The following is a 9,415-nucleotide window of genomic DNA, read 5'->3' as shown; positions in this document are numbered from 1 at the left end:
CGGATCGACAGCGGCCCACAACTATTTTCCACAGCGCGCCGAAAGCGGCTCTCTTCAGGGCATGAGGGGGAGCTTGCCGACGATCTTGTCGACCGGGTTGCGGGGGCCGACGATGCTGACCGCGCAGTAGTCCATGTCCTCGGTCCGGGTCTCGCCCACGGCCGCGACGAAGTCGCTGTAGACGCGGGTGCTCTGGGCGGCGGCGGGCACGTCGGCCATGAAGGTGTCGGTGCGGGAGGCCGCCTTGGCGCGGATGGTGCGCAGCGTGGCGGAGTCGGCGACGAGCACGGAGCAGCCGGCCCAGGGCAGGCCCGGGTGGATGGTGCCTTCCTCGTCGGTGGCGTCGGCGCCGAGGAGGCCGGGTACAGCGGTCACCGTGGGGGCGGCGGCGCAGATGGCGGCGTTGGCGGCCCGGCCGGGAGGCAGGTCGGCGTTGACGACCACGACCCACTTCAGCCGGGCCTTGCGGGTGGACAGACTGAAGTCCACCTCTTCGGGCGAGAAGCCCACTGTCGCCGCGCTCGGTGCGTTCATCACAGACATGCAAATCCTCTTTACTCATGCGGGAAGACGCGAGAATGCTAGGCAGAAATGCTGGACCGAGGCGTCGTATCCGGATTTTGTTCGGCCTGAGAGGCGCTGGCGGGGGATCCGGCGCACGTGATGCGGCGATCGGGCACAAACTCCGTCGCTCGTGTGGCGGAGCGACCCCGCGGCATCGCGGGCAGGCAGGTGGTGATCATTCCGGCGAGGATCAGTGCGCAGCCGGCCCACGCCGGCGGCGGAAGGTGCTCGTTGAGAAGCAGCACGCCGATCAGAGCCGCGGCCAGAGGCTCGGCGAGGCTGAGCGTCCCGGCCACGGTCGCCCGCACTCTGACGAGACCCGCGGTGAAGAGCCAGTACGCGGCAGCCGTGGTGGCCACACCGAGCCAGCCGATCAGGGCGAGCGTGGAGCCGTCGCGCAGCGGGGTGGTGTCGGTGATCATCCAGGGCAGCAGCGGGAGCGAGCCGAGGAGCAGGGAGAGCGCGGAGAGCGTGGGCAGGTCGGCGGCGCGGTTGGCGGCGGCCATCTGCTTCGCGAAGACGGTGTACAGGCCGTAGCAGGCACCCGCGGACACCGCCAGAAACAGGCCGAGCAGATCCACGCGGCCTCCGCTGCCCGGTGCCAGCAACAGGGCGCAGCCTGCGACGGCCGCGACGGTGCCGGCCATCCAGCCGGCGCCCATCCGCTCGCCGACGACCAGCCGGGCACACACGCCGGTCACCGCGGGCGCGGTGCCCAGGGCGATCACCGTGGCCAGAGCCGCCCCCGTCCGCGACACCGAGGAGAGGAAGGCCGCCTGGTAGACGCCCGTCGAGACCGCGCAGACCAGGAGTGGGCGCAGGACTCTGCCCTCGGCGAGAATCCGGAGCTTCCCCGGGCGGAGCGCGGTGAGCGCTCCGAGGATCAGCCCGCCCACGACCAGCCGCCAGCCGCCGAGGGCCGCCGGCTCCATGGGATCGTCCGCCAGGACCTGAGCAGGGCCGACCGTGCCCCACAGCACCGCCGCCGCAAGCACAAGACCCGCGCCGAAGGCCGGGCCGTTCTTCCGTGTATCCATGGCGGCGAGACTAGGCAGGAATCCGGCAGGTAACGCCGCTTGCCGAACTTCGTCCGACATACAGTGGATTTCATGGAACTTGATGCACTCGACCGGGCCCTGCTGCGGGAACTGCAGAACGATGCACGGCAGACCAACCGCGAGCTGGCGGCCAGGACCGGGGTCTCCCCCTCGACCTCACTGGAACGCGTCAGGCTGCTCCGCGAGCGCGGCGTCATCACCGGATACCACGCGGCCTTGGACCTCGACGCCGCCGGCCGACCCGTCCAAGCGCTCATCTCGGTGCGGATCCGGCCGCCGGCCCGCCCGGTCATCGAGGGATTTCGCGAGTGGGCCGCCCGACTGCCCGAGGTGATCGGCCTGTTCGTCACCTCCGGCGCTCACGACTTCCTCATCCACATCGCCGTCCCGGACGTCGACAGCGTGTACGCGTTCGTCATCGACCGTCTCACCGAACGCCGCGAAGTCGCCGACGTACAGACCACGATGATCTACGAGCACGTCCAGTCCCGCCGCATCGAGCCGACCAGCCCCGATCGGCCCCGCTCCTCGCACAGAACCCGCTGACGTTCTCAACATGCGTACAGCTAGGTCGCGTTGGGGCCCCGGTGTTCGGCGGCGATACCGAAGCGCTGCCGCTCCCCCGCGCCGGACGACGGGGCGGAGGTCGAGCGCAGCGACGAGACGGAGCTGACCACCTGCTCCTCGTCGGCCTTGGGCAACTGCTCGAGTCGCTCCAGGTCGGCGGCGGAGACAAGGGCCACGAGTGGCTTGCCATGACGGGTGACGACCACCCGCTCATCGCCGTAGACGACGCGGTTGATCAGATCGGCGAGCTCTGCCCGGGCTTGCGTCACCGGAATCTCGTAGGCCATGTTCCCCAGCTTAACCGGCACCCGGCACGGCCATCAGGCTCGCGCGGAACGGATTCGCCGCAGGTCAGAGGGGGGAGCACGACCCGTATCGGGAAAGTCGCTACCGCCTCGGGCCCTCGCCGTTCTCGGCGTCGTGCTGGGCCAGGAGCGTGAGGAGTTCCGCGACGGCGAGGCCTGATTCGGCCGGGTGCCGCAGGATGGTTCCCGCTTCGATGAGATACGCGTTGGAACGGCCCTGCCGTGTGTGGGAGAGATAGCCACCCCCCTCCAGATCAGCGACGATCTTCTGCACGGCCCGCTCGGTGAGCCGACAGCGTGCGGCGATGTCCCGGATGCGGGTGGCGGGATCGTCGGCGATCGCGGCAAGGACACGGGCGTGGTTGGTGAGGAACGTCCAACCGCTGTGTGGTTCAGGTACTTCACCCATCGCTCCAAGATAGGGCGTTTGATTCACGCATTCAAAAGGACGAACTACATTTCCGGTATCTCTTGACGGGTGAACCTCGACGGGCCGACTCTTGGTGAGGTGATGACGCACGGACGCCTACGGAGCTGCCGCCATGACAGAACGTGCACTTCCCGCGCGGCTGGCGCGGGACAGCGAAGCCGCTCCGGACGGCGAGACCGCTCCGGACGGCGAGGTCGCTCCGGACGGCGAGGTCGAGCAGTGCCCGAGCGCCGAACTGTGTCAGCTGCGGCGGGCCATGCAGACGCGGCCCGTCATCGACATGGCCCGCGGAGTGCTGATGGCCTCCTTCGGTCTGAGCCCCGAGCACGCGTGGGACGTCCTGGTCTCCGTCTCCCAGAACACGAACACCAAGCTGCACCTCGTGGCTGATGAGCTGGTCAGCGCCGTCACGGGAGGGGGGATTCCGAAGCCGTACCGGCGGCAACTGGCCGCGACCGTCGCCGAGCTCCACGGGCCACCGGCGGCATCTGGCACGGACGAGGGATGAGCCCGGCACAACACCGGCCCCTTCCGCCTCCCGGCACTCCTCGGTTTCCGTCCGCGTTGCGGGGGCACCCGTGGCAACTCCACCCCCGAATGGAGGCGTTGATGGAGTGGGTACACGGCGCGCTCTGCGCGCGCGAGGACCCCGAGTTGTTCTTCCCCGTCAGCGCGACGGGACCCGCGCTGCGCGAGGAGCTGGCCGCCAAGCGGATCTGCCTGCGATGCCCGGTGCTCCGGCCGTGCCTCGCCTGGGCTCTCGACAGCGGTCAGGCGTTCGGAGTCTGGGGCGGAGCCAACGCGGAGGAACGTGCGGTGCTGCGCCGAAAGGCTGACAGCTCCGCACGCGCACACCTCAGTTCCGCGGAGTCGCGGTAGCCCGCGGAGTCGCGGTAGCCCCACGGATTCACGGCAGTGCCGCGGGGCCGCGACCCTGCTCGGCGGGGCCGCGAGGATTCCGTCGAGCCGCGCCGCTGTCCAGCAGGGCGGCGACAGTTCCGCACCGCCGCGCCTCAGTTCCACAGAGCCGCGCCTCAGTTCTGCAGAGCCGCGATCCGCAGTGCCACTGCCGGCCGCGCCACCGGCCCGGCCAACCCCTCCCGCGCGCTGGCCTCCGCCCACCACGCCCCGCCGTCCTCCATGTGCCGCAGCAGGACGCCCTCACGGATGGCCCAGGGGCAGATGGTGACCGCCTTCACGCCCGTCAGCTTCATCGCCGTGTGCCCCACGATGGCCCCGGCCAGACTCTGCACGGCCCGTGGCGCCGAGACCCCCGGCAGCGCGGCTCGTTCGGCCGCCGGCAGTTTGGCGAGCCGGTCGCGGCACTCGCGCAGGTCCGCGCGGCTCAACTGACGTGCCATGAACGGCCCGTGGCGACCGGGTGCCGCGCCTCCGAGTCGCGCCAACTGCTGGAACGTCCGTGACGTCGCCACCGCGGTGCGCGGCCCCTCCCAGCGGATCCGCGCGGCGACGTCACGCAGCTGGTGGCGCACCTTGCGCCGCAGCTCCTTCACGCTCTGCTCGCTCGGCGGATCCTCGCCGTCGAAGAACTCCCGGCTCAGCCTGCGCGCGCCGAGAGGCAGCGAAGCCACGTAATCCGGCAGCCGCCCGCGCCCGAAGGCCACCTCGAGCGAACCGCCGCCGATGTCGAAGAGAGCGAGCGGTCCGGCCCGCCACCCCATCCACCGGCGGGCCCCGAGGAAGGTGAGCTCGGCCTCCACCTCTCCGGGCAGCGTGCACAGTCGTACGCCGGTCTCCTCGCCCACGGTCCGCAGCACGTCAAGACGGTTGGGCGCGCTGCGTACGACCGTCGTGGCGAAGGCCAGTGGCTCGGCCGAGCCCCACCGCCGGGCGGTCTCGGCGGCGGCGGTGACCGCCGTGACGAGCTGTCCCACGGATTCCTCGGGGATCACCCCGCTCGGCCCGACCTCCTCGGAGAGTCTCACCTTCCACTTGGCGGTGTGGACCGGCAAGGGCACACCGCCCTCGGCGTCCACGACGACCAGCCGGACCGCGTTGGCGCCCACATCCATCACACTCATTCGCATGTGACTCTGAGTACCCATTTGGCCACTGGTCAGTCACGGCGACCACTTTGGTTGACCTTGGTGGGACCAGGGAACCGGTGATCCGACCGTGCAACGCGCCACGGACGTGACCGTCCGGGGCCCGCGAGGAGAGTGAGCAACCATGCGTGTCGCATTCCTGATGGCGCCGGAGGGCGTCGAGCAGATCGAACTCACCGACCCCTGGAAGGCGGTGACCGACGCGGGCGGCGAGCCCGTCCTCGTGTCGACGGAGTCGGGCCGCGTCCAGGCCTTCGACCATCTCGACAAGGCCGACACGTTCCCCGTGGACAAGGTCGTCGGTGAGGTGTCTGCTGACTCCTTCGACGGGCTCGTCCTGCCGGGTGGCGTGGCCAACCCGGACGCCCTGCGCCTCGACGAGAGTGCGGTGTCCTTCGTACGCGGCTTCTTCGACAGCGGCCGTCCGGTCGCCGCCATCTGTCATGCCCCGTGGGTCCTCATCGAGGCGGACGTCGTCTCCGGCCGGGGACTCACCTCGTTCCCGAGCCTGCGCACGGACATCAGCAATGCCGGCGGCACCTGGGTGGACGAGCAGGTGAAGATCTGCCACGACGGGCCCAACGCCCTCATCACAAGCCGCAAGCCGGACGACCTGAAGGCGTTCTGCGAGGCGTTCCTGGCGGAGTTCGCGAAGCCGACCGCCTCCTGAGAGCTGACTGGCGGCCGAGGCGAGCTACTCCCTCGGGAGCAGCGGACCCAGCGGCCCGAGGTCCAGATTCAGGTCCTCGGGCCGCAGTCCGTAGCGCTCGCGCAGTTCGGCCATACGGTCGTCGAGGAGCATCAGCGTGAGCCCGATGCGCTCCTCCTGGTCCTCGTCGAGCTCCCCGGTGTCGAATCGGCGCACGGCCTGCCGCTCCATGAGCTGGCGCAGCAGTTCCACGACGGTCAGAACGAGTTTGATCAGGTCGCGTTCCACCGTGTCCGGTTCGAGTTCAAGGCGGTTCTTGCCCGGCGTCCGCTCGCTCACAGCAACTCCTCGAAGGGTGAGGGGACTTGCTCGTTCACCGAGCTGATGAGGGCGTTCAGGTCGATACGGACCAGATCGACGTCCGCGATGCGCAGGGTGAGGTCCCCGGTGATGACGACCCCACCCGCGAGCAACCGGTCGAGCAGGTCGACCAGGGCGACCTCCCGGCGTTCGACGACTGTCACAGTCCCGCCTCCCCCGCCACGGCGTCCCCGTCGGCCTCCAGGCCAGCGAAGGAGTACGCGGCCCACGGCCCGGTGAGCTCCACGCGCAGTCCGGACCCCTCGCCCTGGACGCCCTGCACCAGTTCCACGAAGGCCTCCGAGTCCGAACGCGGCACCAGATAGGACGCGTTGAGTACGTTGCGGCCCGATTCCCGGGAAAGCGCGGAGTTCTGAGGCGCGTGCAGTCGGGCATCCTCCGCGTGCCCGCGGAGCATGTCGTGCAGCCGGTCCGCGAACTTCTCGGCGCTCTGCCACCTCTCTTCATGGGCCCTGTTGCGCTGTCGGCGCTGGCGCAGGTAGTCCCGCCCCGTCGCGGCCTTCTCCGGCTCCTCGGCCGGGCGGGTCGTCTCGGCGTCGGCATGGATCTTGACGCCCCATTCCACACGGCCGTCGAGTCGGTCGAGCGTCCGGTGGAGCGCATCCTCCCGCTCCTCCATCATCGCCCGCACACCCGCGTCGTCCCGGAACACGGTGGCGAGCCGCAGCGGCAGCGGAGTGGTGACCACGGTGAGCGCGTCGATCACGGCCTGGTGGGCGCGCGCGGTCGCGCTCAGCCAGTCCAGGTCCTCCAGATGACGCCGGAGCGGCTCTTCCGCGAAGTCCCGCTCCGGCACGGTACCGACCACGGCGATCAGGCCGTGGTGCGGCAGCTGGCCGGGGGGCGCGCCGTCCACCCCGGCCACCTGGGTCTTGAGCGCGGCGTCGAAGGGGCGGCAGATGGCGTAGACGTACCGCAGTCCGCTCATGTGCTCTCCTCCGTGCTGCTCCGCTTCGCCCTGCCTTGAGCTGTTTTACCCTGAGCCGTTTCACCCTGTGACGTCTTACTCTGTTCCGTTTTACTCTGTTCCGTCTTTCCTCGCTCCACCGTGCGTCGCTCCGTCGGGCCTTGCTCCAGTTCGGCAACCTGAGCACGCAACTCGGCGTTCTCACGGGCGAGTTCATTACGGCGCGCACCTGAGGACAGCGCGGGGTCGTCCTCCCACCAGTCGATCCCCATCTCCTTCGCCTTGTCGACGGAGGCGACGATGAGCCGCAGCTTGATGGTCAACAGTTCGATGTCGAGCAGGTTGATCCGGATGTCCCCGGCGATCACGATCCCCTTGTCGAGCACTCTCTCCAGAATGTCGGCGAGGTTCGCGCCGCCGCCCTGCCCGTACGGCTCGGGCATCCGGCTTGGCATCGTCATCGGCGACTCCCGCTCACAGCGGGCTCTTCGTCGTTCGCCTCGTCCTCTTCGCCCTCGTCGTCCTCAGCCTCGTCGTCCTCGTACCTCGCCTCGTCCGCGCCTTCGTCCTCCTCGTCCTCTTGCTCGTCCTCATAGGACTCCTCCGGCTCCTCGGACTCCTCGGACTCCTCGGGCTGCTCCTCGTCGTCGCTCTCGTACTCGTCCTCGGCGACGTTCTCCGATTCGCCCGCCTCGCTCTCCTCGCCCTGCTCCTCCTCGAGCGCGTCCTCATGGCTCTGGACGACCTCGCCGTCGCGGATCTCGCCGCGCCAGCCGTCCTCCGCCTCACCCTTGATGGTGATGAACCGTGCGAAGTTCTTCAGGTCCAGCCGGGCCCGGCGGCCCTGCGCGCGCCAGATGTTGCCGGTCTTCTCGAAGAGCCCCTTCGGGTAGTACTCCAGGACCAGCAGGACGCGCGTGAGGTTTTCGGCCAGCGAGTGGAAGGAGACGACGCCCTTCGTCGTGCCCTTCGCGCCCTCCGAGGTCCAGGCGATCCGGTCGTCCGCCACCTGCTCGGTGGTGTGGGCCTTCCAACTCCGGTTGGACCAGAAGACCTTGGCCTGCCAGTCGGAGGTGGTGTCGTCGGCGCGGTTCGCGCTCTTGACGCCCTTGGCGAAGGTGCTGAACTCCTGGTACTGGGTCCACTGGTCGTACGCCGTGCGCAGCGGCACGCCGACGTCCACGAACTCCATGATGACCGTCGGCTTCTTGCCGGCCCCGCCCTTCCGGCGGCCCTTGCCGCCGGTCATGTTCTTGAAGGCGCCGACCACATTGTCCTTGGCCCGGCCCGCACCGACCTCGATGGCGGACCGCAGCGGGCCCTTGCCCTCGGCCATCTTGCGTCCGCCGTCGAGGGCCAGCTTGGCGAAGCCCGGACTGTTGCCCTCGGCGATGTCGTTGAGCTTGCCCGTCGTCTCGCCGAGCTTGTGGCCCACTCCGACCAGCAGACGCTGGGCCTGGGCACCGAGGTACTCCTGGACCTCCGACTTGAGCCGGTCGGCGGCTTCGCTCTGCGCGATGCCTGCGAGCGGATTCTCCTTCGCCCCGTTCTTCGCGGACTTCAGGGTGTCACTCATCACGACCGCCCTCCTTCGGCACCCGGGCTCCGGTGGCGCGGCGCGCGGATGTCTTCGCCGCGGCCCTGGCCGGAGCCTTGTCCGCCGTCTTACGGGCGGGGCTCTTCTGCGCCGCCGTCTTGCGGGCGGGGCTCTTCTTGGCCGGCGCCTTCTTGGGGGCGGCCCGCTGCTCGGGCGCCTTCTTCCGCGGCCGGGGCTTCTTCTCGGGCTCCTCGCGCTCCGCCTCCGCGGACTCTTCGTGATCCTGGTCGTCCTGGTCGTCCTGGCCGTCGTACGTGTCGTCCGGCTCTTCGGCCTCGTCCTCGCTGCCGCGTCCGGGTATGTCCGGTGTCACGCCGTCCAGTTGGTCACGCACATCCGCCGTACGTCCGTGCAGCCGGTCGGCGAGACCCGAGATCTGCCGCTCGACCAGTGCTCCGGTGGCGGCCTTTCCGACGCCGCGCAGGTCCCCGCGCAGCTGGTCGCCGATCTCCTTGAACTGCGGATTGTTCTGGAGCTGTTGGGACAGCAGGTCCCCAAGGGCACGCGGGCTGAGATTCATCCGCTTGCCGGCCACCATGGTGCCGACCGCGAAGGCCAGCTTCATCTTCTTCGTACGTCCCAGGACGTATCCGGCCCCTACGGCGAGGCCCAATCCAAGTCGATTCATCGTGTGGTCCCGTTGTCGGTTCCCGCGCCGGTGCGCAGGCCTATTTCCAGTCGGTCGAGCAACTCGTCCTCCTGGCTGTCGAATTCCTCCTCGCCGATCTCCCCCGACTCGAGCCGCTGCTCGAGAAGGGCGAGTTCGGAGCGGACGGTGGCCGGGTCGTAGTAGAGGCGCTCGGCCTCGGCGAGTACCTGGTTCACCGCCCAGAGGCCGCCACGCACGGGTGCGAACGGCAGCATCAGCACTTCGCCGATCAGTCCCATGTG

Annotated in this window: 16 protein-coding genes; 4 read left to right on the top strand and 12 right to left on the bottom strand. The window is 69.4% G+C overall.

The features are described 5' to 3' along the window. Positions 1–54 precede the first annotated feature (54 nt). Positions 55–534: a DUF2000 domain-containing protein gene (locus ACFVXC_RS19015; protein WP_389906575.1), complete on the bottom strand. Its 480-nt coding sequence runs from the start codon at positions 532–534 to the stop codon at positions 55–57. 47 nt (positions 535–581) lie between these two features. Continuing rightward, entirely contained in the window at positions 582–1,601 is a 1,020-nt protein-coding gene (locus ACFVXC_RS19010; protein ID WP_389906574.1) for a DMT family transporter, read from the bottom strand. Positions 1,602–1,673: 72 nt separating this feature from the next. On the opposite strand from ACFVXC_RS19010, the gene ACFVXC_RS19005 reads away from it, so the two are divergent. Continuing rightward, positions 1,674–2,168 carry an Lrp/AsnC family transcriptional regulator gene (locus ACFVXC_RS19005; RefSeq protein ID WP_389906573.1) on the top strand — a complete coding sequence of 165 codons (495 nt, stop codon included), beginning with the start codon at positions 1,674–1,676 and terminating at the stop codon, positions 2,166–2,168. 20 nt (positions 2,169–2,188) lie between these two features. Here ACFVXC_RS19005 and ACFVXC_RS19000 read toward each other — a convergent pair whose 3' ends face one another. Both ACFVXC_RS19000 and ACFVXC_RS18995 read right to left on the bottom strand, forming a co-directional pair. Further along, complete coding sequence (locus ACFVXC_RS19000) at positions 2,189–2,476, bottom strand: type II toxin-antitoxin system Phd/YefM family antitoxin (protein WP_389906572.1); 288 nt, start codon at positions 2,474–2,476, stop codon at positions 2,189–2,191. Between the two features lie 100 nt (positions 2,477–2,576). Beyond that, positions 2,577–2,903, bottom strand: coding sequence for a MarR family transcriptional regulator (locus tag ACFVXC_RS18995; RefSeq protein WP_389906571.1), 327 nt, complete (start codon positions 2,901–2,903; stop codon positions 2,577–2,579). A gap of 133 nt (positions 2,904–3,036) precedes the next feature. Here ACFVXC_RS18995 and ACFVXC_RS18990 point away from each other — a divergent pair, with 133 nt between their 5' ends. Then, the gene (locus ACFVXC_RS18990; protein WP_389906570.1) at positions 3,037–3,432 is read left to right on the top strand and encodes an ANTAR domain-containing protein; all 396 of its coding nucleotides are present in this window, start codon (positions 3,037–3,039) and stop codon (positions 3,430–3,432) included. A 101-nt stretch (positions 3,433–3,533) separates the two neighbouring features. Then, positions 3,534–3,803: a WhiB family transcriptional regulator gene (locus ACFVXC_RS18985; protein ID WP_389906569.1), complete on the top strand. Its 270-nt coding sequence runs from the start codon at positions 3,534–3,536 to the stop codon at positions 3,801–3,803. 155 nt (positions 3,804–3,958) lie between these two features. Here the strand turns inward: ACFVXC_RS18985 and ACFVXC_RS18980 are convergent, their stop codons facing one another. Next, on the bottom strand, positions 3,959–4,972 hold the full coding sequence (locus ACFVXC_RS18980; protein WP_389906568.1) for a Ppx/GppA family phosphatase: 1,014 nt from the start codon (positions 4,970–4,972) through the stop codon (positions 3,959–3,961). Between the two features lie 142 nt (positions 4,973–5,114). Here ACFVXC_RS18980 and ACFVXC_RS18975 point away from each other — a divergent pair, with 142 nt between their 5' ends. Beyond that, positions 5,115–5,660 (top strand): type 1 glutamine amidotransferase domain-containing protein, encoded by a 546-nt coding sequence (locus ACFVXC_RS18975; protein ID WP_389906567.1) that lies wholly within the window; start codon positions 5,115–5,117, stop codon positions 5,658–5,660. Positions 5,661–5,684: 24 nt separating this feature from the next. On the opposite strand, the gene ACFVXC_RS18970 is transcribed toward ACFVXC_RS18975, so the two are convergent. Genes ACFVXC_RS18970 through ACFVXC_RS18940 form a run of 7 tightly spaced genes read right to left on the bottom strand, consistent with a single transcriptional unit; the run spans position 5,685 to position 9,412 of the window. Next, positions 5,685–5,978: a gas vesicle protein K gene (locus tag ACFVXC_RS18970; RefSeq protein ID WP_389906566.1), complete on the bottom strand. Its 294-nt coding sequence runs from the start codon at positions 5,976–5,978 to the stop codon at positions 5,685–5,687. Next, entirely contained in the window at positions 5,975–6,163 is a 189-nt protein-coding gene (locus tag ACFVXC_RS18965) for a gas vesicle protein (RefSeq protein ID WP_160509195.1), read from the bottom strand. The genes ACFVXC_RS18970 and ACFVXC_RS18965 overlap by 4 nt, the downstream gene beginning before the upstream one ends. After that, positions 6,160–6,948 carry a GvpL/GvpF family gas vesicle protein gene (locus ACFVXC_RS18960; protein ID WP_389906565.1) on the bottom strand — a complete coding sequence of 263 codons (789 nt, stop codon included), beginning with the start codon at positions 6,946–6,948 and terminating at the stop codon, positions 6,160–6,162. The genes ACFVXC_RS18965 and ACFVXC_RS18960 overlap by 4 nt, the downstream gene beginning before the upstream one ends. Continuing rightward, the gene (locus ACFVXC_RS18955) at positions 6,945–7,388 is read right to left on the bottom strand and encodes a gas vesicle protein (RefSeq protein WP_389906564.1); all 444 of its coding nucleotides are present in this window, start codon (positions 7,386–7,388) and stop codon (positions 6,945–6,947) included. The genes ACFVXC_RS18960 and ACFVXC_RS18955 overlap by 4 nt, the downstream gene beginning before the upstream one ends. Continuing rightward, complete coding sequence (locus ACFVXC_RS18950; RefSeq protein WP_389906563.1) at positions 7,385–8,503, bottom strand: SRPBCC family protein; 1,119 nt, start codon at positions 8,501–8,503, stop codon at positions 7,385–7,387. The genes ACFVXC_RS18955 and ACFVXC_RS18950 overlap by 4 nt, the downstream gene beginning before the upstream one ends. Then, complete coding sequence (locus ACFVXC_RS18945; protein WP_389906562.1) at positions 8,496–9,152, bottom strand: DNA primase; 657 nt, start codon at positions 9,150–9,152, stop codon at positions 8,496–8,498. The genes ACFVXC_RS18950 and ACFVXC_RS18945 overlap by 8 nt, the downstream gene beginning before the upstream one ends. Continuing rightward, positions 9,149–9,412, bottom strand: a complete 264-nt coding sequence (locus ACFVXC_RS18940; protein ID WP_389906561.1) for a gas vesicle protein GvpG — start codon at positions 9,410–9,412, stop codon at positions 9,149–9,151. The genes ACFVXC_RS18945 and ACFVXC_RS18940 overlap by 4 nt, the downstream gene beginning before the upstream one ends. Positions 9,413–9,415 lie beyond the last annotated feature (3 nt).

It is taken from the genome of Streptomyces sp. NPDC058257 (assembly GCF_042881845.1).
GTDB lineage: Bacteria > Actinomycetota > Actinomycetes > Streptomycetales > Streptomycetaceae > Streptomyces.
The sequence above is the reverse complement of the archived record's forward strand: the minus strand, read 5'-3'. Positions and strand labels throughout refer to the sequence as shown.

Excerpts from the sequence above, each read along its gene's own strand:
- ACFVXC_RS19015 (WP_389906575.1), bottom strand. The coding sequence starts at position 534 with ATGAACGCACCGAGCGCGGCGACAGTGGGCTTCTCGCCCGAAGAGGTG.
- ACFVXC_RS19010 (WP_389906574.1), bottom strand. The coding sequence starts at position 1,601 with ATGGATACACGGAAGAACGGCCCGGCCTTCGGCGCGGGTCTTGTGCTT.
- ACFVXC_RS19005 (WP_389906573.1), top strand. The coding sequence starts at position 1,674 with ATGGAACTTGATGCACTCGACCGGGCCCTGCTGCGGGAACTGCAGAAC.
- ACFVXC_RS19000 (WP_389906572.1), bottom strand. The coding sequence starts at position 2,476 with ATGGCCTACGAGATTCCGGTGACGCAAGCCCGGGCAGAGCTCGCCGAT.
- ACFVXC_RS18995 (WP_389906571.1), bottom strand. The coding sequence starts at position 2,903 with ATGGGTGAAGTACCTGAACCACACAGCGGTTGGACGTTCCTCACCAAC.
- ACFVXC_RS18990 (WP_389906570.1), top strand. The coding sequence starts at position 3,037 with ATGACAGAACGTGCACTTCCCGCGCGGCTGGCGCGGGACAGCGAAGCC.
- ACFVXC_RS18985 (WP_389906569.1), top strand. The coding sequence starts at position 3,534 with ATGGAGTGGGTACACGGCGCGCTCTGCGCGCGCGAGGACCCCGAGTTG.
- ACFVXC_RS18980 (WP_389906568.1), bottom strand. The coding sequence starts at position 4,972 with ATGCGAATGAGTGTGATGGATGTGGGCGCCAACGCGGTCCGGCTGGTC.
- ACFVXC_RS18975 (WP_389906567.1), top strand. The coding sequence starts at position 5,115 with ATGCGTGTCGCATTCCTGATGGCGCCGGAGGGCGTCGAGCAGATCGAA.
- ACFVXC_RS18960 (WP_389906565.1), bottom strand. The coding sequence starts at position 6,948 with ATGAGCGGACTGCGGTACGTCTACGCCATCTGCCGCCCCTTCGACGCC.
- ACFVXC_RS18955 (WP_389906564.1), bottom strand. The coding sequence starts at position 7,388 with ATGACGATGCCAAGCCGGATGCCCGAGCCGTACGGGCAGGGCGGCGGC.
- ACFVXC_RS18950 (WP_389906563.1), bottom strand. The coding sequence starts at position 8,503 with ATGAGTGACACCCTGAAGTCCGCGAAGAACGGGGCGAAGGAGAATCCG.
- ACFVXC_RS18945 (WP_389906562.1), bottom strand. The coding sequence starts at position 9,152 with ATGAATCGACTTGGATTGGGCCTCGCCGTAGGGGCCGGATACGTCCTG.
- ACFVXC_RS18940 (WP_389906561.1), bottom strand. The coding sequence starts at position 9,412 with ATGGGACTGATCGGCGAAGTGCTGATGCTGCCGTTCGCACCCGTGCGT.